The following is a 21,766-nucleotide window of genomic DNA, read 5'->3' on the forward strand; positions in this document are numbered from 1 at the left end:
ATCAGCCCGCCGCCCCGCACCGCCTGACCGTTTCCTGTGGTAATGAACGGGCGAGGGCAGGGCGGAGCCAGGCGGTCCAGCTGGCATAGCCGGCGGCGTTCATATGGATCCCGTCATCGGTGTAGAACGGCCCCGGCCGGTCGTTCACCAGCATCAGCGGGCGGATGTCGATGAAATCCAGATCGTCGCGCGTCGCAGCCAGTTTTTGGAGCGCAGCATTGAAAACCGTCTGCTGCGGCCGTTCCGACCAACGCGCCGGACTGGGTTTTAAGGAGATCGCCACCACTGGCAAGGCACCGTATCGACGAGCCTTCTGCGCCATGAAGCGTTCGAACGACGTCATCGCCCCGGCCGCCGTCGCGCCGGTGTCGAGGTCGTTTTCGCCACCATAGAAGACGATCGCCGCCGGTGCCGGACCGGCCGGTTCATTGCCGACCCAGTGCGTCAGTTGCGGGATCAACGCGCCGTTGACGCCGCGGCCGTGCGCGTCCCACGGGGCCATGTCGGTCGACAGCGTCTGCCACTTGACGATCGTCGAGCTGCCGACGAACCACAACGTACATCCGCCTGTCGGTCCGTCCGTGTCCGGCAGCGGCGCGGTCGCTTCCCGGTGGATGGCGACGGCCTTGGCGAAGGTCAGATAACTGCCCACCGCAAGGACGAATACGCCACAGGCGGTGGCGATCGATCGCATCCGCCGTCCCCATGCGCGGCGATGATCGGCAGGAATAGGTCGGGTAGGCACGCATCATCCGTATCGTGGCGAAACGCGGCCAACTTGCCCGATGACGGTTAGAACCGAATTAATCCGTCCCCGAAAAAGCAAAGGCCCGACGCCAACGAAAAAGGGGCCCGGTCGCCCGAGCCCCTTTCGCCAATTTTCGCTGGAAGACGAAAATCAGTCGCGGTCGTTGTTGAGGAACGCCGGCGCGAACTCGGGCGCAGGGCCGTCGTCGTTGCCGCCATTGCCGCCTTCGCGACGTGGGCGGTCACCGCCCTCGGCGCGGGGGCCGCGATCACCACGGTCACGACGCGGGCCGCCACGACCCTCGCCGCCACCGCCGCCGCCTTCGCGACGGGGACCACGACCGCCATCACGACCACCGCCGTCACGATCACCGCCGCCGCTGCGCGGACCACGGGGACCACGATCACCGCCTTCGCGCGGTTCGCGGGCAGGACGGGTGTCCTCCAACTCGGCGCCGGTTTCCTGATCGACGACGCGCATCGACAGGCGAACCTTGCCGCGTGGATCGATCTCGAGGACCTTGACCTTCACGGCTTGGCCTTCGGACAGGGCGTCCGACACCTTCTCGACGCGCTCGTTCTTGATCTCGGACACATGGACCAGACCGTCCTTGCCGCCCATGAAGTTTACGAACGCCCCGAAATCGACCAGATTGACGACCTTGCCGTCATAGACCTTGCCGACCTCGGCCTCTTCGACCAGCCCCTTGATCCAGGCGATGGCCGCCTCGATCTGCGCGGGGTCGGACGACGACACCTTGATGACGCCCTCGTCGTCGATGTCGACCTTGGCGCCGGTGGTGGCGACGATCTCGCGGATCACCTTGCCGCCGGTGCCGATGACTTCACGGATCTTCGACTTGTCGATCGTGAAGCTCTCGATGCGCGGTGCGTGCGCCGACAGTTCCGAACGCGTCGAATCGAGCGCCTTGGCCATTTCGCCCAGGATGTGCGCACGGCCCTCATTCGCCTGTGCCAGCGCGACCTTCATGATCTCCTCGGTGATACCGGCGATCTTGATGTCCATCTGAAGGCTGGTGATGCCTTCGGATGTACCGGCGACCTTGAAGTCCATGTCGCCGAGGTGATCCTCGTCACCCAGGATATCGGACAGGACGGCGAAGTCCTTGCCTTCCAGGATCAGGCCCATCGCGATGCCCGAAACCGGGCGCTTGATCGGCACGCCCGCATCCATCAGTGCCAGCGAACCGCCGCAGACAGTGGCCATTGACGATGAACCGTTCGACTCGGTGATGTCCGACGTCACGCGGATCGTGTACGGGAACTCCTCCTTGGTCGGCAGCACGGCGTGCAGCGCGCGCCATGCCAGCTTGCCGTGACCGATGTCGCGACGCGACGGCGCCCCGAACCGACCGACTTCACCGACCGAGTATGGCGGGAAGTTGTAGTGCAGCATGAAGTGCTGATAGCTTAGACCGTTCAGGCCATCGATCATCTGCTCGGCATCGCGCGTGCCCAGCGTGGTGGTGGCGATGGTCTGCGTCTCGCCGCGGGTGAACAGCGCCGAACCGTGCGCGCGCGGCAGGAAGTGAACTTCCGCGGCGATCGGACGGACCGTCTTCGTGTCGCGGCCGTCGATGCGGCGGCCGGTCTTCAGGATCGCGGTGCGGACGATCTCCGCTTCCAGCTTCTTCACCAGCTTCAGCGCGGCAAGGTAGCCCTGCGGATCGCCGTCCTTCAGGTCGGCCATGCCGTCGCGCGCCTTGGCGCGGGCGTCGTTGATCGCGGTCTGGCGCTGCTGCTTGTCGGTCAGCTTGTATGCTGCCTCCAGATCCTTGCCGATCAGCTTCTTCAGCTTGGCCTTCACGTCGGCCTTGTCGGCCTGAACCTTCAGCTCCCAAGGCTCCTTGGCAGCCTGTTCGGCTAGCTTGATGATGGCGTTGATGATGTCCTGCGACGCCTTGTGCGCGAACATGACGGCGCCGAGCATGATGTCCTCGGACAGCTCCTTGGCTTCCGATTCCACCATCATCACCGCATCATGCGTCGCGGCGACCATCAGGTCGAGCTCACCGGTGGCGACCTGCGCGTCCGATGGGTTCAGGACATATTCGCCATTCTCATAACCGACGCGCGCGGCGCCGATCGGGCCCATGAACGGCACGCCCGACAGCGTCATCGCGGCCGATGCGGCGATCATCGCCAGCAGATCGGGCTCGTTCTCGCCGTCATAGCTCATCACCTGCGCGATGCAGTTGATCTCGTTGTAGAAGCCTTCCGGAAACAGCGGGCGCAGCGGGCGATCGATCAGGCGGCTGACCAGCGTCTCACGCTCGGTCGCGCCACGCTCGCGCTTGAAGAAGCCGCCGGGAATGCGGCCGCTGGAGGAGAACTTCTCCTGATAATGTACGGTGAGCGGGAAGAAATCCTGCCCTTCCTTAACGTTCTTGGCGGCGGTCACCGCGCATAGAACGACCGTTTCGCCGAGCGTCGCGAGCACCGCGCCGTCGGCCTGACGGGCAACACGACCCGTCTCGAGGGTCAGCGTCTTGCCGCCCCATTGAATTTCTACCTTCTTGGTATCGAACATCTGATTTCCTTCACTCCGGCGGGCCAATCCCGGCCGGGGCCTGTCTCACGAACGTAACCGGTCCGTGGCGGTATGGGGCGAGTTGTCGCCCCCTGTGCCCTCACGCCGAATTGCATGGGGCAGATACGAGAAGGGCGCCGCTAAGGGCGCCCTTCCGATTACTTGCGAAGACCCAGCTTCGCGATCAGATCCAGATAACGCTGGCCTTCGGTCTTGCGGAGATAATCCAGCAGCGAACGCCGCTTGTTGACCATCATCAGCAGCCCGCGGCGCGAATGGTTGTCCTTCTTGTGACCCTTGAAATGCTCGGTCAGGTTGCGGATCCGCTCGGTCAGGATCGCGACCTGCACCTCGGGGGAGCCGGTGTCGCCTTCCTGGCGGGCGTGTTCCTTGACCAGCTCGGTCTTACGCTCTGCGGTGATCGTCATGTTTCTTCCTTCGACATCGTCAGATTGAAACCCCGGACGACGCGAACCTCGCCAGCGATCACATCGACCAACGCCACAGGGACGTCGTCGAGCATCGCAAAGGCCGCGCCATCGGTGGCTGCGATCCCGTCCAGTACACGCCCCTGGCGGAGCGCCCCTGCCTGGTCGGGGGTGAGGGGAAAAGCCGGGATGTCGTCCAGCCCCGCCCTCAACGGCAGGAGTATGCCTTCAAGGGCGCGCGACTGCCCCAATTCGGCCAGTTTGTCCAGCGTTATCGCCGATTTCAGCCCGAACGGCCCCGCCTTGATCCGCCGCAACATGGTGACATGGCCAACCGTGCCGAGCGTCAGCGCGATGTCGCGGGCGAGGCTGCGGATGTACGTGCCCTTGGACACATGGGCGATAAACGTCGCTTCTTCCAGTTCCTCCTCGGTTTGGGGAAGGGCAGAGGATCGAAGGTCGTGGATCACCACCGCCCGGCTCTTCAGCACCACCTCTTCCCCGGCCCGGGCGCGATCATAGGCCCGCTCGCCATCCACCTTCAGCGCGGAGTAGGCCGGCGGCACCTGATCGATCGGCCCCGTGAACCGCGCCAGCACCGATTCCACCGCCGACACCGTCGGTCGTACGGGGGAGGTGGCAATCACCGCCCCTTCGCCATCCAGGGTATCGGTCTGCTCGCCGAACCGGATCGTGAAGGCATATATCTTGTCGCTGTCGAGCAACCGGCCCGCCAGCTTCGTCGCCTCACCCACCGCAATCGGCAGCACGCCGGTCGCCAGCGGATCGAGTGTGCCGCCATGGCCCACCTTGAACTTGCCATAGCCGCCATTGCGCAGCGCGCGCTTTACTGCGGAGACGGCCTGGGTCGAACCGAGGCCCAGCGGTTTGTCGAGGATGATCCAGCCATGCATCCGCGCGGCGATAGCGGGTCGGGCCGGCGACGCCAGTCCTGTCAGTTGCCGAGCGCCTCGCTGAAATGCCGCCGGCACAGCGCTACATAGCGGTCGTTGCCGCCGATCTCGGTCTGGCACCCCTCCGCCAACGCTTGGCCATCGGCGTCGACGCGCAGGTTCATCGTCGCCTTGCGCCCGCATACGCAGACCGATTTGATCTCCGTCAGTTCGTCCGCTAGCGCCAGCAACCGCGCGGATCCGGGGAACAGCGCCCCCCGGAAATCGGTGCGCAGGCCGTAAGCGAGCACTGGAATGCCGATCCGGTCGCAGATGCGCGCCAATTGATCCACCTGCACCGGCGACAGAAACTGCGCTTCGTCGACCAGTACGCACGACAGTGTGTCTGCCGCATGGCGATCGAGAACACAGCGTTCCAGATCGGTTTCCCCATCGAACATGGTCGCCGGCGCCGACAGCCCGATCCGCGACGCGATCGTCCCCGGCGCATAGCGATCGTCCAGCGCGGCGGTGAACAGCATCGTTGCCATTCCCCGCTCACGGTAATTGAAATCCGCTTGCAACAGGTTGGTCGATTTGCCCGCGTTCATGCTGGCGTAGTAGAAATAGAGTTTGGCCATCAGAGGTTCGCGACATCCGTCTGCATGGTTATTTATCTACCAGCTCTACGGGCGATGTGGCCCGGGAAACATAAAAGGACCCGCAGCCGATCGTCAATCGTCGGCCAGGTCCTGTGCCACCTTCGGCGCACGCAGTAGCTGATCGATGTGACTGCCCTCGTCGAAGCTCTCGTCGGCGAGGAATTTCAGCTTGGCGGCGTATTTGGTCTGCACACGGTTGGCGACTTCGCGTTGCAAATAGGCGGTATTGGTTCGCAGCGCCTTCAATACCGCGGCCTCGTCTTTGCCCAGCAGCGGTTTGACGAACACGGTCGCGTGGCGAAGATCGGACGACATCCGCACTTCGGTGACGGAAACGAGGTGCTTTGCCAGTGTTTCGTCATGGACGTCGCCGCGCTGCAGGATGCCCGACAGGATGTGGCGTATCTGCTCGCCGACACGCAGCGTGCGGACCGACTTTTCGGGGGCGGTGTCGTCGTTACGCATCGGTGTCGTCCTGCCGCTCTGGGTCGGTCGAATAAAAAGTCAGGCGATTGCCCGACGGATCAGTGATCGTGATCTCGCGTGTGCCCCATGGCGTGCTGCCGGGGATACCCGGCCGTGCATTGCCGTGATGGTGCGCGCGCAATGCGGCGGCATAGGCAACGACGTCATCGACCGGTATCCGCACCGCGGCCCCCGGCGATCCGTCGCCATAATGTTCCGACACGTGCAACTGGCACTCGCCGCGGCGGACGCCGAAATAGAGCGGCAATCCGGGTTCGAAAAGGTGCTCGAACACCATCTCGAACCCGAGGAAGTCGATATAGAACGCCTTTGTCCGTGCTTCGTCGAAACTGCGCAGGATCGGTATCGGCCCGCCGAACATGATGTCCCCTTACAGGGTCCGTTCGCGCATCTCGACCTCGAACGTTTCGAGATAGTCGCCCGGCTTGATGTCGACGAAGTTCTGCGTGAACGTTACGCCGCACTCCAGACCGGCACGAACCTCCGGCACATCGTCCTTGAAGCGACGAAGGCTGGCGATCTCGCCCTGATAGATGATGACATCGGCCCGGGTGATACGTGCCTTGAGCGCCTTGCGGATATTGCCCTCGGTAACGAGCAGACCGGCGGCCTTGCCGTGCTTGCCCGCCGAGAAGACCTCGCGGATTTCGGCGCGGCCGACGACCGTTTCGAAAGCCTCCGGGCCAAGCTCACCCGCCATGCCGGCGCGGATCTCGTCGATCAGGTCGTAGATGACGTCGTAATATTTCAACGCCACCTTCTGACGATCGGCGATCTCGCGTGCCTTGGCATTGGCGCGAACATTGAAGCCGATGATCGGCGCGCCCGATGCACCCGCCAGCGTCACGTCGCTCTCGGTGATGCCGCCCACGCCCGAATGAAGCACCCGCGCCTTGATGAGATCGGTCGAGATCTTGTTGATCGATGCGACGATCGCCTCGACCGTCCCTTGCGTATCGGCCTTCACGACGAGCGGATACTCGATCGCGGCATTGGCCTTCAACGCCGAGAACATGCTCTCGAGGCTCGCCGGGGCGGTGGTGGTGCGCTTCTGCGTCAACACGCTCTGACGATAGGCGGCGACCTCGCGGGCACGCGCCTCGTTCTCGACGACCTGCAACGGATCGCCTGCCGACGGCACGCCGGACAGGCCGAGCACCTCGACCGGCATCGATGGGCCGGCTTCCTTCAACTGGCGACCCTTGTCGTCGACCAGCGCCCGGACCTTGCCGCTCTCCGCACCGACAACAAAGATGTCGCCGATCTTCAGCGTACCGCGATTGACCAGCACCGTCGCAACAGGGCCACGACCCTTGTCCAGCTTGGCCTCGATCACCGTGCCCTCGGCAAGACGATCGGGATTGGCGGTCAGTTCGAGCAACTCGGCCTGCAACTGGATCTTCTCGATCAGCGTATCCAGACCGGTCTTCTTCAGTGCGGATACCTCGACGTCCTGGACGTCGCCGCCCATTTCCTCGACGACGATCTCCTCGCTCAACAGACGCTCGCGAATGCGCTGGGCATTCGCTTCATGCTTGTCGATCTTGTTGATCGCCACGATCATCGGTACGCCGGCCGCCTTGGTGTGGTTGATCGCCTCGATCGTCTGCGGCATCAGCCCGTCGTCGGCCGCCACCACCAGCACCACGATATCCGTGATGTCTGCACCGCGGGCACGCATCTGGGTGAACGCCTCATGGCCCGGCGTGTCGAGGAACGTGACCTTCGACTTGTCCTTCAGCGTGACCTGATAGGCGCCGATATGCTGGGTGATGCCACCGGCCTCGCCACGCACCACATCGGTCCCGCGCAACGCGTCGAGCAGCGACGTCTTGCCGTGATCAACGTGACCCATGATCGTGACGACCGGCGGACGCGGACGCAGCGTTTCAACCGCATCCTCGGTGGTGTCATAAACCAGATCGATGTCCGAATCGCTGACGCGGACGATGTTGTGGCCGAATTCGGTCACCAGCAGTTCGGCGGTGTCCTGATCGATCGACTGCGTCATCGTGACGGGCATGCCCATCTTGAACAACGTCTTGACCAGGTCGGCACCCTTTTCCGCCATGCGGTTGGCGAGTTCCTGCACCGTGATCGAATCGGGAACCTGCACGTCGCGGACCTGCTTGGCCTGCACCTCGCGCGGGCCACCGAAGCCACGCTTTTCCTTCTCGCGCGCGCGTTTGAGCGCGGCGAGGCTGCGCGACCGTGCACCATCGTCGCCCAGCGCACGGTTGACGGTCAGCTTGCCGCCGCGACGCTCGTCACCCTTGCGATCACGCTGCTGCGGACGGCTGGGCGGCGCGTTGCGCGGCGTCGCCTGACCAGCCGGCATCGGCCGGCCGGCGCTTGATGCACCACCGCCCGATGGCGAGGAGGCTGCGGCGACCGGAGCCGACGCGGGCTGCTCGACCGGCTTTGGCTGCGGCTTCGGAATTTCCGGGCGAGCGACGGGCGAGAACCGGCGCGGTGCCGGCATCGACGGATCGCGAGTCAGTTCGACCGCCGGTGGCGGCGTCGGCGCAGCGGCGCGAACCGGCGCGACCAGTTTGGTCGGCGCTGGCGCTGGCGCAGGTGCAGGAACCGGGGTCGGCTCAGGTGCCGCAACCGGCTCAGCCGCTTCGGCCAAGGGCGTAGGTGCAGGCTCTGGCTCGGCGGCAGGCACGGGCCGCTCGACCGGGCGGAAGCCACGGCCAGCCGGCGTCGTCACGGTGGGGGCAGGCGCCGGTGGGGCGACTGCCTCTACGGGCGCGGGTGCCGGGGCGGGGACCGGCTGGGGAGCGGGCTCCGGCGTCGGTGCGGGCGCCTGTGCGGCGAGCGCACGTTCGGCGGCGCGGGTGCGCTCGTCCTCGGCGGCCTGCGCACGCGCGGCTTCCTCGCGACGACGATTGTCTTCCAGCGAATGCATCCGCTGGTCTTCGGCATCGCGCAGCATCCGGGCCTGACGCTCCTGCGCCGTCTCGTTCGACGGTGCCGGGCGTGGCGCGGGGGCAGGGGCAACCTGAACCGGCGCCGCGACCGGTGCGGTCTCGACGGCGGCGGGCGCTTCGGCGGCAGGGGCGGGATCGCCAGGGCGACGCAGGACGCGTGCCTTCTTCGTTTCCACGATCACCGTATTCGAACGGCCGTGGCTGAAGCTCTGCTTCACCTTGCCGGTCTCGACCGTGCGGCGCAGCCCCAGGGGCGCGCGCATTCCGAGCTTCGGCTTTTCGTTGTCGGTGTCGCTCACTCAAATTCCTCGTGCGTAGTCGCGGCCGGTGACGCCTCGGTTCCGTCTGGGACGGAGCGGTGCGCCGATGCGCCTTGCGAGGCCGTTTCGCAAGGGGCCGAGTTGGGTCCTGGCAAAGTGCTACTCTGCGCGGTGCCCGTCAGGGGTTCAGGTCCGATGAAATGCAGCCAGCGGTCGAGCGCTTCGCTCACCCGCTTCGCCGCAGCGCGGTCGGTCAGCGCAATGTGTACCACATTTTCGCGTCCCAGCGCCAACGACAATATGGGGCGAGCGATCGGTAACGCCAACCCCTTCAGGTCGGAACCTTCCATGTCGCGGCCGACCCGCCACGCCTGCGCTAGTTTGCGCATTCCGTCCTCGCCCGCATCCGCGGCGTGATACAGGGCGTGGAGTTGTCCAGAACGGGCAGCCGCCTCGATCTTGTCGGTGCCGCTCAACAGCGTTCCGCTCTTGGCTTCCAGCCCGAGCCGGTCGAGCGCATTGCGCTCCAGCGCGGCGGCGATCTGGGCGGGCAGTTCCGCCGACAGCGTAAAGTCGCCGGTCTTGAATGCGCGCGCCAGCGCCCCGCGCAACCGGCCCTTGGCATAGGCCGCTTCCAGTTCCACGCGAGATACACCGATCCACGCGCCGCGACCGGGCGCCTTGGCCCGCACGTCGGGCAGCACCTGGCCATCGGGCGCCAGCGCGAGTCGGACCAGATGGTCACGCTTGTCACGGTCCTGCGACAGGATACACTTGCGCACCGGACCTTCGGTGTCCGGGGCGACGCTGTTCTTGCTGCCGGTTCTTACGCGGGCGGTATCATTGTGAGGGGTCCGCATGCGCGTCCTCCCGCACTTGGGGCGCGACCTTGGGGGCGTCCCGGTCGGCGATCAACTGACCGCCGGCGCCATAATTCTCCAGCGACACTTCCTGGATCACGATCTGGACGGCGGCCGGGTTCTTGCCCAGCCGCCTGACCAGCGATTCGGTCACGTCGGCGACGATGGCGGACTTCTGGTCCTTCGTCGCCGAGCCGGAGATACGGATGCTGACGAAGGGCATCAGGCCTTCTTGTCCTCGTCGGCGTCGCCATCGACCGGGGTTTCGTCAGTCCCGGTTTCCTCGGTCGTCGCTTCCTCGACGATCGTGTCCTCGACTTCGGCCACCTCGGCCTCGGTAACAGGCTCCTCGCCCGCTTCCTCGACGGTCGCGTCCTCGTCGACGGCTTCGGCAGCGGCAGGCGCGTCCTCATCCTCGAACCAGTGCGCGCGCGCCGCCATGATGATTTCGTTGCCCTGCTCGTCGCTCAGGCCATAATCCGCCAGGATGCCGCCCTTCGGCTCGGGACGCTTCGGTGCGTCCTCGTTACGGCGACGCGGCTCGGCGCGCTTCTTCTCGACCAGCTCGTCGGTTGCCAGATCGGCGAGATCGTCGAGCGTCTTGATGCCCGCCTTGCCCAGCGTCACCAGCATCGCTTCGGTCAGATACGGGAGCTCGGCGAGCGAATCCTCGACGCCCAGGCCCTGCCGCTGTTCGCGGTTGGCCTGTTCGCGACGATCGAGCGCTTCCTGCGCACGGCTCTGAAGCTCCTCGCCCAGACCATCGTCGAAGCCTTCGATGCTCGAAATCTCGTCGAGCTCGACATAGGCCACCTCTTCCAGGCTGCTGAAGCCCTCGGCCACCAGCAACTGCGCCAGCGTCTCGTCCACATCCAGTTCGTTCTGGAACAGGTCGGAATTCGCGACGAACTCCTTCTGGCGCTTCTCGGAGGCATCGGCCTCGGTCAGGATGTCGATCGCCTTGCCGGTCAACTGGCTGGCAAGGCGGACGTTCTGGCCGCGACGACCGATCGCCAGCGACAGCTGGTCGTCAGGCACCACCACCTCGATCCGCTCCTCTTCCTCGTCGATCACGACGCGGCTGACGGAGGCGGGCTGTAGCGCGTTGACGACGAACGTCGCGATGTCCGGCGACCAGGGGATGATGTCGATCTTCTCGCCCTGCATCTCCTGCACGACGGCCTGCACGCGGCTGCCCTTCATGCCGACGCACGCGCCGACCGGATCGATCGACGAATCGCGGCTGATGACGCCGATCTTGGCGCGGCTGCCTGGATCGCGCGCGGCGGCCATGATGGTGATGATGCCGTCGTAGATTTCCGGCACTTCCTGCGCGAACAGCTTCTTCATGAAGTCGGGATGCGCGCGGCTGAGGAAAATCTGCGGCCCACGATTCTCGCGCACCACCTTCATGATCAGCGAGCGGATACGGTCGTTGACGCGCACCACTTCGCGCGGGATCTGCTGATCGCGGCGGATGACGCCCTCGGCCCGGCCCAGATCGACGACGACATGACCGAATTCGACGCGCTTGACGACGCCGGTGATGATCTCACCCTGGCGGTCCTTGAATTCCTCGAATTGGCGCTCGCGTTCGGCGTCGCGGACCTTCTGGAAGATGACCTGCTTGGACGCCTGCGCCTGGATGCGGCCGAATTCGATCGGTGGCAGCGGATCGACCAGGAAGTCGCCGACGACGGCGCCCTTCTGCAGCTTCTGCGCGTCCTTCTCGTTGACCTGCTTGTACAGGTCGTCGACCAGCTCCACCACCTCGACCACACGCCACAGGCGCAGGTCGCCGGACGTCGCGTCCAGCTTGGCGCGGATGTCCATCTCCTGCCCGTAACGGGTGCGGGCGGCACGCTGGATCGCGTCCTCCATCGCCTCGATCACGATCGCGCGATCGATCATCTTTTCGGTCGCGACCGAATTGGCGATCGCGATCAGTTCGGCGCGGTTGGCGGTGGCCGTGGCCATCAGTGCTTATCCTCTGCTGTCGCCAGATCGACATCGATGTCGTCGGGCGCGTCTTCGAATTCGTCCGCGCCTTCGCTGGACAGCGGGGCGGTGGCGGCGATGAGCTTGTCGGTCATCGTGAGCTTGGCATTGTCGATATCGGAAAAGCCGATCTCGGTGCGACCGTGTTTGCCGAGATCGATCGTGACCCGGTCACCCTCGACCCCGACGATCTCGCCGGTCAACTGCTTGCGGCCTTCGACCGGCTCGACCAGCCGGATGCGCGCCTCATGACCTGCCCAGTCGGCGAAGTCGGACAGGCGGGTCAGCGGCCGGTCGATGCCGGGCGAGCTGACTTCCAGCCGGTACGCTTCCTCGATCGGGTCGCGGCCCTCGGCCTCCAGCGCGTCGAGCATGTCCGACACGCGGTGCGACAGCACCGAGCAATCGTCGAGCATCAACTGGCGCGTATCGGGGCGCTCGGCCATGATCTGCAACGTCGGGTCGGACTTGCCGCCCGTCATCTTCACGCGCACCAGTTCGAAACCCAGCGCCTTGGCTTCGGGTTCGATCAGGGCGGAAAGTGCGGCGATGTCGACCAAGCGATGCTCCATGAGTGGTTGCCGCCGCGGAGCCCGGCCCCGCAGCCCCTTGCACCTGACGATGTAAGAGAAAGCGAGTGCGCTATACGCAAAGGCCGGGGCATAAACAAGTCTCGCATCCAATCCCGCGGGCCGGACGTTTCCCGATCAGAACCGGGAGAGATTTGAATGAACAAGAAAATGCTGGCGGTGCTGCCGTTCGCCTTGATCGCCTGCGCGGGCAACGCCCCAGTTAACGTGGAGCCCGCCGCCCCGCCGCAAGCAACGGTCAAGCCGTTCGCCGAAACCGTCGTCGCCGATTTCGATTCACCATGGGCCCTGGCGTTCCTGCCCGATGGGCGGATGCTCGTCACCGAAAAGCAGGGTCAGATGCTGCTGGTGTCGGCTGACGGCAAGCAGCGGCAGACGGTTGCCACCATCACCGTCGATAGCGCCGGGCAGGGCGCGTTGATGGACGTGGTGCCGGCCCCCGATTTCGCCACCAGCCAGCGCGTGTATTTCAGCTATTCGGCGGCGGGTGAGGGCGGCAAGGGCGTCATCCTGGCGCGCGGTCGCCTGCGCCCTGATGGCGGTGGTCAGGGCGGTGAGCGACTCGGCGAGATCGAGGCGCTGTTCCGCGCTAGTCCGTTGGTCGAGGGCAACGGCCATTATTCCGGCCGTATCGCGTTCGCACCCGATGGCCGGCATCTGTTCTTCACCGCCGGCGAACGCCAGAAATTCACCCCGGCCCAAGACCCGAAGGCGACACTAGGCAAGGTGTTGCGCCTGACGCTGGACGGTAAGCCCGCCCCCGGCAATCCGCTCGCGACCAAGGGCTTCGATCCGGCCGTGTGGAGCTATGGCCATCGTAACCTCCTCGGTCTGGCATTCGATGCGAAGGGCAATCTCTGGGAGCAGGAGATGGGGCCGAAGGGTGGGGACGAGGTCAATCTGATCCTGCCCGGCCGCAATTACGGCTGGCCCAACGCGTCGAACGGCTCGCATTACGACGGTCGCGACATCCCCGATCACAAACCCGGCGACGGGTATGAGGCACCGAAGGTCTGGTGGAACCCGGTGATCTCACCCGGCGGCCTGATGATCTATTCGGGCAAGCTGTTCCCGCAGTGGCAGGGCGATGCCTTTATCGGCGGCCTGTCGAGCAAGTCGCTGGTGCGCGTCGACCTGAACGGCACCAACGCCGCCAAGGGCGATCAATGGAACATGGGCGCGCGTATCCGCGATGTCGCCCAGGGACCGGACGGCGCGATCTGGTTGCTGGAGGATGGCGGCGAATCGCAGGGGCGGCTCATCAAGCTGACGCCGACGTCATGACACGGGCGCCGCGCCGTGCCGGTGTCCTCGCGCTCGCGCTGATCCTCGTTTCGTGCGGCGGTCGTGGGGGCGATAACGATATCGGCGTCGTCCCCGGCCCCACCCCCACCGTATCACCGCAACCGGTGCCAACCGCCACCTCCGGCCCGACGCCAATCACCACCGCCGCCGTCACGCGAACGCCGATCGCGACGCTCGACAACCCCTGGTCAATGGCGTTCCTGCCCGATGGTCGGATGCTGGTGACCGAACGGCCCGGGCGGCTGCGACTGGTGACGACGAGCGGACAGGTGTCGGCGGCGATCGCCGGGGTGCCGGCGGTGGCCTACACGGGGCAGGGCGGCCTGCTCGACGTGGCGCTCGACCCTGCCTTCACGAACAAAGCGCGTATCTATCTCAGCTATGCCGAAATGGGGACGGGCGGCGCGGGTCTGGCCGTCGCCCGTGCCACGCTGACCACCGACGCCAGCGGCACCGCGCAGTTGACCGACGTGGCGGTGATCTGGCGACAGGCACCAAAGCTGACCGACGTCCGCCATTTCGGCGGCCGCATGGCCTTCGGTCGGGACGGAACGCTGTTCGTGACCGCCGGCGAGCGGCATCAGGGCGCACCGGCGCAGGACCTGTCGGTGACGCTGGGTAAGGTCATCCGCATCAACCCCGATGGCACGATCCCCGCCGGCAACCCCTTCGCCGGCATCGCCAATGCCCGACCTGAAATCTGGTCGTACGGCCACCGCAACCCGTACGGTCTGGTCGTCGCCCGCGACGGGCGATTGTTCGAAAGCGAGATGGGGCCAGAGGGCGGCGATGAGTTCAATCTCATCACCGCGGGCAGCAACTATGGCTGGCGACTGGTGTCGGAGGGTAATGACGGCGAGGTGCTGCCGCGCCACTCAACCCGCCCCGACCTGACGGCGCCGCTGTTCAGCTGGAACCCGGTGATCGCGCCGGGCGGCATGATCCAGTACACCGGCAGCCGCTTCGTCGGCTGGGACGGCGATTTCCTGCTGGCGGGACTCGTCTCGCAAGGGCTGGTCCGCGTGCGGGTGTCGGGCAGCACCGCGGCCGAGGCCGCGCGCATCCCGCTCGGCGCGCGTATCCGTGAGGTGGAGCAGGGACCGGACGGCACGATCTGGGTATTGGAAGACGGCGGCACCGGCCGCCTCGTCCGCATCGATCCGGCCTGACCCCCGTCAGGCGCGGGTAAGCAGATAGTTCATCCGCGCCGCCGCGATCGGCCGGTCGCGATCGTCCTGCCACGCCGTCGCCTCGACATTGGCGATCCGCGTACCCAGCCGCGTGACGACCCCCGCCGCCCGCGTCATCTTGTCACGGCCGCCGCGCATGTAATCGATCGTGACGTTGATCGGCTTGATCGTCGCGTCCCCTTCCGCGACCAATGCATGTCGAAGCGCGGCGATCGCCGCCACTTCCAGCAGGCCAGCGATCGCGCCGCCATGCAGGAAGCCGGGGCGCCCCAGCACGCCGTCGTCGAACGGCATCGCCAGCACCGGCGCGCCCGACTCGTCCCGTTCCAGCGTCAGGCCGAGCAGATCGGCATAGGGTGGCAACGCGCTCATGCCGCCGCATCCAGCAGCATGAACGTGCCGGCCACATGCGCGATCGGATCGGCCGGATCGCCGTCATGCGCCTGCCCCCGCACGAAGGCCACCGACCGCGTCAGGCGATAGCAATCGCCGCGCCCGATCACCGTTCGCCCCGGTGTCGCCGCGCGCAGATAATCGATCCGCAGGTCCAGCGTCGCATGCGGCGCGAAGCGGCCGCGCTTCGCCCACACCGCCATCGACGTCGCCATGTCCATCAGCGTCACGATCGGCCCCGACGCGATCACCCCGCGCACCGGATCGCCGATCTGGTCGGCGGCATAGGGCAGCGCCAGTTCCACCCATGGCTCCGGCGCGGCGCCGTCATGGTCGTGATAGACGATGCCCAGCCGCCCGCCATGGCCGGCCTGCAACAGGGCGGCGAACCGCTTGACGTCGAACTCCTTCATCGGTCCTGTGGATACACGCGCGCCGGCCCTGTGCAACACTGGCGCGATCAGGAGAGAAGATGACCGATCGCGTATCCATCGCCGTCGACGCCGGCGTCGCGCATGTGCAACTGACCCGCCCGGCCCAGATGAACGCACTCGATCCGGCGATGTTCGATGCGCTGGCGGCGGCAATCGACGCACTGGCGATCCGCCGCGACGTGCGCTGCGTCGTCCTGTCGGGTGAGGGACGCGCCTTCTGTGCGGGGCTCGACATGGCGGCGATGGCAAGTGGCGGCTCCGGCCTTTTGACGCACGATCGCACGCACGGCCTCGCCAACCTTGTCCAGCATGTCGCCTGGGGCTGGCGCGCGATGCCGCAGCCCGTGATCGCGGCGCTGCACGGCGTGGCGTTCGGCGGCGGGCTCCAGATCGCGGCGGGCGCCGACATCCGGCTGGCGACAGCGGACACGCGGCTGTCGATCCGCGAGATGCATTGGGGCATCGTGCCCGACATGGCCGGCTATGCGCTGTGGCGCGGCACGGTGCGCGACGACGTGCTGCGCGAACTGGTCTACACGGCGCGCGAGGTCGATGGCACGGAAGGCGCCGCGCTCGGCCTCGTTACCCGCGTCGTGTCCGATCCGCTGACCGAGGCCCTGACGCTCGCGCACACCATCGCCGGCCGCCATCCGGGTGCGATCCGGGCGGCCAAGCGCCTGTTCGCCGTGGCGGCCGATGGCGATCCCGCCACCATCCTGACCGCTGAAACCGCCGAGCAGGCCGCGCTGCTCGGCACCGCCGACCAGCGCGAACAGGTGCGTGCCAATATCGAGAAGCGCGCGCCCGTCTTCGGCGACTGAGGGGTCGTCTATTTCAACGGATACGGACCCTTGCCACCCTCGGCGATAAAGCGGTCGGTACGCTCGTCGATCATCGGCAGCGGTACCGACCCCAGCGCCAGCATCGCATCGTGGAACGCGCGGATGTCGAATTTCTCGCCCAGCGCCTTCTCCGCCTTCGCCCGGTTCGCCAGGAAGGTGAGTTCGCCCATGTAATAACTCAGCGCCTGTCCCGGCCACGCGATGTACCGATCGACCTCGGTCGTGATCTCGTGGTTCGACAACGCGGTGTTGTCGCGCAGGAAGCCTTGCGCCCGTTCGCGCGTCCACCCCTTGGCATGGATACCCGTATCCACCACCAGCCGCGCCGCCCGCCACATCTGGTAACTCAGCATCCCGAACCGGTCATAGGGCGTTTCGTACATGCCCATGTCCTCGCCCAGCGCCTCGCAATATAGCGCCCATCCCTCGCCATAGGCGGAGATGTACGTATCGCGGCGATAGGCGGGCAGGTCGGTCAACTCCATCGCCAGCGGCATCTGGAACGCATGCCCCGGCGCGCTTTCGTGCAACGTCAGCGCCGGCAGCGAATAGAGCGATCGCGAAGGCAGATCATAGGTATTGACCAGATAGATGCCCGGCCCGCCGCGCCCGCTGGTGTAGAACGGCGCGACATCCGCCGGCACCGGCTTGATCGCGAAGCGACCGCGCGGCAGGTGGCCGAACCATTCGTCGGCCTTGCCGTCGAACGTCTTGGCGATCCACGCGGCGCGGTCGAGCAGGTCCTGCGGCGTCTTCGCGTAGAATTGCGGATCGGTGCGCAGGAAGTTCAGGAACGCGGCCAGGTCGCCCTGATACTTCACCTTGCGCATCACATCGTTCATCCGCGCCTTGATCTTGGCGACTTCGGCCAGGCCGATGGCATGGATCTGATCCGGGCTCAGGTCTCGGGTGACAAACTCGCTGATCTTCGACTGATAATAGGCCTTGCCGTCGGGCAGTTCGTACGCGGCCAGTGCGGTACGCGAACCGGGGATGTATTCGGTGCGCAGAAAGGCGAGCAGCTTCGCATAGGCCGGCACGACACCGCCGGCGATCGCCTTCAGCGAGTCCGCACGCATCGTGGCCTGCATGGCGGCGGGGATCGTCGCCGGCATCGTCTTGAACGGCGCGTAGAAGGGCGAACCCTCACCACCGCCGGCATCCACCACCTGCGCCACGCCGATATCGCGGCCCTGCAGGGTAACGCGCGGCGGGGTGAAGCCTCGCCTCAGGCCAGCCCGCATATTGACGATCTGCTGATCGTAATAACGCGGTATGTCGGCCAGCATCGTCAGGTAATGGCGATAATCGTCGGCGGTGCGATACGTGTCGCGACCGGCCCCGGCCACCCCCATCCAGAAACTGGTATCGGCGTTCAGCGGCTTTTCGAATTCGCGGAATTTCTGTTCGGCGAGCAGCGCGTCGATCTGGACGCGATAGACCTGGTAATCGGCGCGCGCGGCCGGCGACAGCGTGGCGGGATCGATCGCCGCCAGCGCCGCGGCGGTTTCGGTCCAGCGTTTCAGCTTGGCCGCCTGCATCGCCGGGCCGACATCGGGCAGGCCGCGCTGCTCGCCCTTAGGTGTGTCCTCGTCCGATGGCGACAGCGTCTGCCGCCATGCATATTCGGTATCGGACAGCGCGCGGAATTTCGCGTCCGCGGGAGAAGGGGCAGGGGTGGCCGCCGGCGCGGCCGTCTGCGACGCCACGGGATCGCACAGGGTGGCGATCATCAGCGCCAGCGTGGACGTCATACGGATCATGTGTTTTCCCTCACGACATTCTCGATATCGGCGATCAGTTGCTTCGACACCCACACCCCTTCGGTCAGGCTGACGGCGCGGGCGGCATGACGGCGGGCGCCGGGCAACCTTGCACCCTGCGCCTCGATCCCGTCGAACAGCGCCTCTGCCCGCGCGATCTCGTCGGCGGCGGCATCGCCCAGAAAACCGGCGGGATTGATGGCCAGGATCAGCTCGCCCCCGATCGGCGATCCGCCCCGACCGCCATCGCGCACGATCGATTCGCGGCTGGTCAGGTCGCCGATCAGCGGCCCCGCCATCAGCTCGACCATCGCCGACAGCGCCGATCCCTTATGCCCGCCAAAGGTCCGCATCGCGCCGGCCAGCACCTGCGCCGCCTCGGTCGTCTCCTGCCCCTCGGCATCATAGCCCCAGTCGGGCGGCACCGGGCGATCGGCGCGGCGATGCAGCTCGATCTCGCCGCGCGCCACCGCGCTGGTCGCGAAGTCGAACACGAACGGCCGGCCACCGGGGCGGGGCCAGCCGAACGCGATCGGGTTCGTCCCGAACAGCGGCTTGGTGCCGCCCGCCGGTGCGACCCACGCATGGCTGGGCGTCACCGCGATCACCACCAGCCCCTCGGCGACCAGTGCCTCCACCTCGGGCCACAGCGCCGCGAAGTGGACGACGTTGTTCAACGCGAGCGCCGCCAGCCCCTGCGCCCGCGCGGTATCGACCAGCGCTTGCCGCCCCGTCTCGAACGCCAGTTGCGCGAAACCGCCGCCGCCATCGACGCGCAGGATGGCGGGCGCCGGCCGCGTCAGGACCGGCGTCGCGTTCGGATCGACCACCCCCGTCGCCACGCTGTGCGCCGCGACCAGCAGGCGATAGATGCCGTGCGATCCACACCCGTCGCGCTCGCCCGCCACCATCGTCTCGGCGACCGCCTCGACATGATCGGGGGCAAGGCCGACACGGGTTAGGATGGTGCGGGCGAAATCGCGCACCTCGTCCAGCGTCATATGGACCCGGTCGTCGCTCATGCTGATACCGCCGGCTTGGCGGTGAACAGGCGTACGCCGAACACCGGGCCGGCGGTGTTCTTGTCATGCGGCACGAACCGCACCTTGATCTGCGATTTGCCGCGCGTCAGCGGCTCGGGCAGCGGATAGTCGATGTCATAGAAGCTGCCCGGCCGGCTGCGATCGAGCGTCTGCGTCGCGACGCGCTGGTTGTCGACCATGATGTCGAACGTCCGCTTGCCCTCATCCCCCCAATAGGTCGCCTGTAGGATCAATGGACCGGGCCGCACCTTCATCGTGAATTCGAAAAAGCCGCCGGTGCGCGCATCGCGGCCGGTATGCCCCCGATACGCGACCGGGTAGGAAATCTCCGAACTCAATGCATGGTCGCGCTCCGGCTGCATCTCGCCCAGATGCATCACGTCGACCGACCGCGCCGCGATGTCCTTGCGCCGCGCCTGTTCGATGTTGAACGCCGCTTCCTCGGCCACCCATTGCCTATCGGTGAAGCGCTTGAAATACACTGCGCTGCGCCGGTCGTACTGGCGATAGAATGGCACGAACGTCAGGTCGCCCGGCCGGATAAGCCCCGCCGTCTGATACTGCGACGCCCCCGGCGCGATCGGGGTGAAGCGCGCGAGCAGGTCGTCGCCGACCATCGCCGGATCGGGCTTGTCCCAATCGCCGTCCGCGCGGCCCAGATCGGCAGCCATCACCATCGGCCCGCGCACCACGGCCACCGTCTGCGCGTCGCCCGGCGTCGCCTCCAGCCGCAGGTCGAGTGGTAGGCGGATACTGACCGCGTCGCCCGACTTCCACTTGCGCTCCACGATCGCATAGCCGCCCGCGCGCGCTGCCTCGACCGGCTTGCCATTGACGAACAGCTCGGCGGTCTTCGCCCAGCCTGGCACGCGCAGCGCCACCGGGAAACGCCCGCCCCGCGCCAGTTTCGTCATCGTCAGCGTCGATAGCCCGTCGAACGGATAGGCGGTATCCAGCGTTAGCGTCGCATCCCGCGCCGCCCATGTCGCATCGGCGGGGATGTAGAGGTTCACGAGCAACGTATCGCCCCCCTCCCAGAAGATCGATTCACCGTGCTTGGCGTGGCTCTCCATGCCGGTGCCGACGCAGCACCAGAATTCCTCGCCGTCGAGCGCCGAATATTCGCGCTTCGCCCCGCTCATCAGCGGCGTCATGTACGTGAAGCCACCGTTCACCGGCTCCTGCTGCGCCATCACATGATTCAGATGCGCGCGCTCGTAGAAGTCGAACAGCGATCCGTCCGGCGCCCAGGCGAACAGATGCCGGGTCAGCTTCAGCATGTTGTACGTATTGCAATGCTCGCACGTCTGTTCGGTGATGTGCTGTGCGATCGTATCCGCGCCTGCGAAATACTCGCGATCGGCATTGCCGCCGATGACGTAGCTGTGATGCTTCGTCACCCGCTCCCAGAAAAAGCGGGCGGCCGTCTGGTAATCGGGCCGGTCGGTGATCTCATACAGCCGGGCGAGGCCGATCAGCTTCGGCACCTGCGTATTAGCGTGGATGTTCGCCAATTCGTCCTGTCGCGCGGTCAGCGGGTCGAGCACCTTTTTATGATAGATACGCTCCGCTAGTTTCAGCCAGCGTGGGTCCTTCGTGCGTGCATACAGCTCGGCGAAACTCTCGTTCAGGCCGCCATGTTCGCAGGCCAGCATCACCTGCACCTGATCGTCGTTCAGCGCGGCGAAGACCTCCTCGATATAGCCGCCCAGACCCGTTGCGATGGCCATCGCCTTATCATTGGGTCCGATATGATCGATGACGTCGAAAAGCCCGGTGTAGAGCTTGTGCCAATTGTAATAGGGCACCCAGCAGCCATTCAGATCGAACCCGGCGGACCGGATATCGCCGCGCATGATCTCCGGGAATATCTCCTTCCCATCGACGATCGTTCCGTCCTTCCGCTTGCGCGTGAAGCCCGCGACATAGCCGTCGCCGTTCGCCGTCTGACAGGCCGTCAGCTCGTCGATGATGTACGCGGCACGGGTGGCGCAATCGGTGCAACCGATCTGGGCATGGGTCAGCGCCAATCCGGACAGATAATGACCCAGCGTATGGCCGGCGATCGTATCGCTTTCCCACCCGCCATAGATTTTGCCCTTGGTCGGCAATCCCGCAAAGGCGCGGAAATTATGCAGCAGCCGATCAGGCTCCAGCCGCAACAGATAAGCCCTGTTCACCTCGACCGCGTGCGCATAGTCCGACGGCCGCAGCCGTACCGCCGATAGCGGAAACGGCTTCGCCGTCGCCGGCAATGCCGTACCCAGCGCCCGCGCTGCTCCAGCGGGCAGGGCGAACAGGGGCAACGCGACCCCGGATTTCAGCATGTCACGGCGACCGATCGACATTTCCATCTCCACAGAATACCGTATACGATACGATGATGGG

The 21,766-nt window shown here is 66.0% G+C and carries 20 protein-coding genes; 3 read left to right on the plus strand and 17 right to left on the minus strand.

The genetic code is table 11. The features are described 5' to 3' along the window. Position 1 precedes the first annotated feature (1 nt). The 12 genes from ASG67_RS00305 to rimP all read right to left on the minus strand — a co-directional run bounded on the left by ASG67_RS00305 (position 2) and on the right by rimP (position 12,378). A complete protein-coding gene (locus ASG67_RS00305; RefSeq protein WP_156460585.1) occupies positions 2 to 745 on the minus strand; it encodes a GDSL-type esterase/lipase family protein in 744 nt (247 codons plus the stop codon). Between the two features lie 153 nt (positions 746 to 898). After that, positions 899 to 3,298 (minus strand): polyribonucleotide nucleotidyltransferase, encoded by a 2,400-nt coding sequence (pnp, locus tag ASG67_RS00310; protein WP_056523725.1) that lies wholly within the window; start codon positions 3,296 to 3,298, stop codon positions 899 to 901. 158 nt (positions 3,299 to 3,456) lie between these two features. Continuing rightward, positions 3,457 to 3,726 (minus strand): 30S ribosomal protein S15, encoded by a 270-nt coding sequence (gene rpsO / locus ASG67_RS00315; protein WP_056523727.1) that lies wholly within the window; start codon positions 3,724 to 3,726, stop codon positions 3,457 to 3,459. Next, complete coding sequence (truB, locus tag ASG67_RS00320; RefSeq protein ID WP_056523729.1) at positions 3,723 to 4,640, minus strand: tRNA pseudouridine(55) synthase TruB; 918 nt, start codon at positions 4,638 to 4,640, stop codon at positions 3,723 to 3,725. The genes rpsO and truB overlap by 4 nt, the downstream gene beginning before the upstream one ends. 41 nt (positions 4,641 to 4,681) lie before the next feature. Next, entirely contained in the window at positions 4,682 to 5,260 is a 579-nt protein-coding gene (locus tag ASG67_RS00325; RefSeq protein WP_056523731.1) for a thymidine kinase, read from the minus strand. 93 nt (positions 5,261 to 5,353) lie between these two features. After that, on the minus strand, positions 5,354 to 5,746 hold the full coding sequence (gene rbfA / locus ASG67_RS00330) for a 30S ribosome-binding factor RbfA (RefSeq protein WP_056523736.1): 393 nt from the start codon (positions 5,744 to 5,746) through the stop codon (positions 5,354 to 5,356). Further along, positions 5,739 to 6,128: a bleomycin resistance protein gene (locus ASG67_RS00335; protein ID WP_056523739.1), complete on the minus strand. Its 390-nt coding sequence runs from the start codon at positions 6,126 to 6,128 to the stop codon at positions 5,739 to 5,741. Before ASG67_RS00335 ends, rbfA begins: the two co-directional genes overlap by 8 nt. 9 nt (positions 6,129 to 6,137) lie before the next feature. After that, positions 6,138 to 8,999, minus strand: a complete 2,862-nt coding sequence (infB, locus tag ASG67_RS00340) for a translation initiation factor IF-2 (RefSeq protein WP_056523746.1) — start codon at positions 8,997 to 8,999, stop codon at positions 6,138 to 6,140. Beyond that, on the minus strand, positions 8,996 to 9,820 hold the full coding sequence (locus tag ASG67_RS00345; RefSeq protein ID WP_082543213.1) for a DUF448 domain-containing protein: 825 nt from the start codon (positions 9,818 to 9,820) through the stop codon (positions 8,996 to 8,998). The genes infB and ASG67_RS00345 overlap by 4 nt, the downstream gene beginning before the upstream one ends. Next, positions 9,801 to 10,043, minus strand: coding sequence for a tautomerase family protein (locus ASG67_RS00350; protein ID WP_056523750.1), 243 nt, complete (start codon positions 10,041 to 10,043; stop codon positions 9,801 to 9,803). The genes ASG67_RS00345 and ASG67_RS00350 overlap by 20 nt, the downstream gene beginning before the upstream one ends. Beyond that, a complete protein-coding gene (gene nusA / locus ASG67_RS00355) occupies positions 10,043 to 11,797 on the minus strand; it encodes a transcription termination factor NusA (RefSeq protein WP_082543214.1) in 1,755 nt (584 codons plus the stop codon). The genes ASG67_RS00350 and nusA overlap by 1 nt, the downstream gene beginning before the upstream one ends. Further along, a complete protein-coding gene (gene rimP / locus ASG67_RS00360; protein WP_056526107.1) occupies positions 11,797 to 12,378 on the minus strand; it encodes a ribosome maturation protein RimP in 582 nt (193 codons plus the stop codon). Before rimP ends, nusA begins: the two co-directional genes overlap by 1 nt. A gap of 168 nt (positions 12,379 to 12,546) precedes the next feature. On the opposite strand from rimP, the gene ASG67_RS00365 reads away from it, so the two are divergent. Together ASG67_RS00365 and ASG67_RS00370 are read left to right on the plus strand one after the other, a co-directional pair. After that, a complete protein-coding gene (locus ASG67_RS00365; protein ID WP_056523752.1) occupies positions 12,547 to 13,692 on the plus strand; it encodes a PQQ-dependent sugar dehydrogenase in 1,146 nt (381 codons plus the stop codon). Next, the gene (locus ASG67_RS00370; RefSeq protein ID WP_056523754.1) at positions 13,689 to 14,882 is read left to right on the plus strand and encodes a PQQ-dependent sugar dehydrogenase; all 1,194 of its coding nucleotides are present in this window, start codon (positions 13,689 to 13,691) and stop codon (positions 14,880 to 14,882) included. The genes ASG67_RS00365 and ASG67_RS00370 overlap by 4 nt, the downstream gene beginning before the upstream one ends. Positions 14,883 to 14,888: 6 nt before the next feature. Here the strand turns inward: ASG67_RS00370 and ASG67_RS00375 are convergent, their stop codons facing one another. Both ASG67_RS00375 and ASG67_RS00380 read right to left on the minus strand, forming a co-directional pair. After that, complete coding sequence (locus tag ASG67_RS00375; RefSeq protein WP_056523757.1) at positions 14,889 to 15,275, minus strand: PaaI family thioesterase; 387 nt, start codon at positions 15,273 to 15,275, stop codon at positions 14,889 to 14,891. Continuing rightward, positions 15,272 to 15,709, minus strand: coding sequence for a PaaI family thioesterase (locus tag ASG67_RS00380; RefSeq protein WP_056523760.1), 438 nt, complete (start codon positions 15,707 to 15,709; stop codon positions 15,272 to 15,274). The genes ASG67_RS00375 and ASG67_RS00380 overlap by 4 nt, the downstream gene beginning before the upstream one ends. A gap of 59 nt (positions 15,710 to 15,768) precedes the next feature. Here ASG67_RS00380 and ASG67_RS00385 point away from each other — a divergent pair, with 59 nt between their 5' ends. Next, on the plus strand, positions 15,769 to 16,551 hold the full coding sequence (locus ASG67_RS00385) for a crotonase/enoyl-CoA hydratase family protein (protein WP_056523763.1): 783 nt from the start codon (positions 15,769 to 15,771) through the stop codon (positions 16,549 to 16,551). An 8-nt stretch (positions 16,552 to 16,559) separates the two neighbouring features. Here ASG67_RS00385 and ASG67_RS00390 read toward each other — a convergent pair whose 3' ends face one another. Genes ASG67_RS00390 through ASG67_RS00400 form a run of 3 tightly spaced genes read right to left on the minus strand, consistent with a single transcriptional unit; the run spans position 16,560 to position 21,726 of the window. Next, on the minus strand, positions 16,560 to 18,335 hold the full coding sequence (locus tag ASG67_RS00390; protein ID WP_056523765.1) for a DUF885 domain-containing protein: 1,776 nt from the start codon (positions 18,333 to 18,335) through the stop codon (positions 16,560 to 16,562). Then, the gene (locus ASG67_RS00395) at positions 18,332 to 19,357 is read right to left on the minus strand and encodes an Ldh family oxidoreductase (protein WP_056523769.1); all 1,026 of its coding nucleotides are present in this window, start codon (positions 19,355 to 19,357) and stop codon (positions 18,332 to 18,334) included. The genes ASG67_RS00390 and ASG67_RS00395 overlap by 4 nt, the downstream gene beginning before the upstream one ends. Then, positions 19,354 to 21,726 carry a glycoside hydrolase family 127 protein gene (locus ASG67_RS00400; protein ID WP_056526110.1) on the minus strand — a complete coding sequence of 791 codons (2,373 nt, stop codon included), beginning with the start codon at positions 21,724 to 21,726 and terminating at the stop codon, positions 19,354 to 19,356. Before ASG67_RS00400 ends, ASG67_RS00395 begins: the two co-directional genes overlap by 4 nt. Positions 21,727 to 21,766 lie beyond the last annotated feature (40 nt).

It is taken from the genome of Sphingomonas sp. Leaf339, from assembly GCF_001426195.1.
Classification (GTDB): Bacteria; Pseudomonadota; Alphaproteobacteria; order Sphingomonadales; family Sphingomonadaceae; genus Sphingomonas.

Coding starts and splice junctions, on each gene's coding strand:
- pnp (WP_056523725.1), bottom strand. CDS start 3,298: ATGTTCGATACCAAGAAGGTAGAAATTCAATGGGGCGGCAAGACGCTG.
- rpsO (WP_056523727.1), bottom strand. CDS start 3,726: ATGACGATCACCGCAGAGCGTAAGACCGAGCTGGTCAAGGAACACGCC.
- truB (WP_056523729.1), bottom strand. CDS start 4,640: ATGCATGGCTGGATCATCCTCGACAAACCGCTGGGCCTCGGTTCGACC.
- ASG67_RS00325 (WP_056523731.1), bottom strand. CDS start 5,260: ATGGCCAAACTCTATTTCTACTACGCCAGCATGAACGCGGGCAAATCG.
- rbfA (WP_056523736.1), bottom strand. CDS start 5,746: ATGCGTAACGACGACACCGCCCCCGAAAAGTCGGTCCGCACGCTGCGT.
- ASG67_RS00335 (WP_056523739.1), bottom strand. CDS start 6,128: ATGTTCGGCGGGCCGATACCGATCCTGCGCAGTTTCGACGAAGCACGG.
- ASG67_RS00345 (WP_082543213.1), bottom strand. CDS start 9,820: ATGCGGACCCCTCACAATGATACCGCCCGCGTAAGAACCGGCAGCAAG.
- ASG67_RS00350 (WP_056523750.1), bottom strand. CDS start 10,043: ATGCCCTTCGTCAGCATCCGTATCTCCGGCTCGGCGACGAAGGACCAG.
- nusA (WP_082543214.1), bottom strand. CDS start 11,797: ATGGCCACGGCCACCGCCAACCGCGCCGAACTGATCGCGATCGCCAAT.
- ASG67_RS00365 (WP_056523752.1), top strand. CDS start 12,547: ATGAACAAGAAAATGCTGGCGGTGCTGCCGTTCGCCTTGATCGCCTGC.
- ASG67_RS00370 (WP_056523754.1), top strand. CDS start 13,689: ATGACACGGGCGCCGCGCCGTGCCGGTGTCCTCGCGCTCGCGCTGATC.
- ASG67_RS00375 (WP_056523757.1), bottom strand. CDS start 15,275: ATGAGCGCGTTGCCACCCTATGCCGATCTGCTCGGCCTGACGCTGGAA.
- ASG67_RS00380 (WP_056523760.1), bottom strand. CDS start 15,709: ATGAAGGAGTTCGACGTCAAGCGGTTCGCCGCCCTGTTGCAGGCCGGC.
- ASG67_RS00385 (WP_056523763.1), top strand. CDS start 15,769: ATGACCGATCGCGTATCCATCGCCGTCGACGCCGGCGTCGCGCATGTG.
- ASG67_RS00390 (WP_056523765.1), bottom strand. CDS start 18,335: ATGATCCGTATGACGTCCACGCTGGCGCTGATGATCGCCACCCTGTGC.
- ASG67_RS00395 (WP_056523769.1), bottom strand. CDS start 19,357: ATGAGCGACGACCGGGTCCATATGACGCTGGACGAGGTGCGCGATTTC.
- ASG67_RS00400 (WP_056526110.1), bottom strand. CDS start 21,726: ATGTCGATCGGTCGCCGTGACATGCTGAAATCCGGGGTCGCGTTGCCC.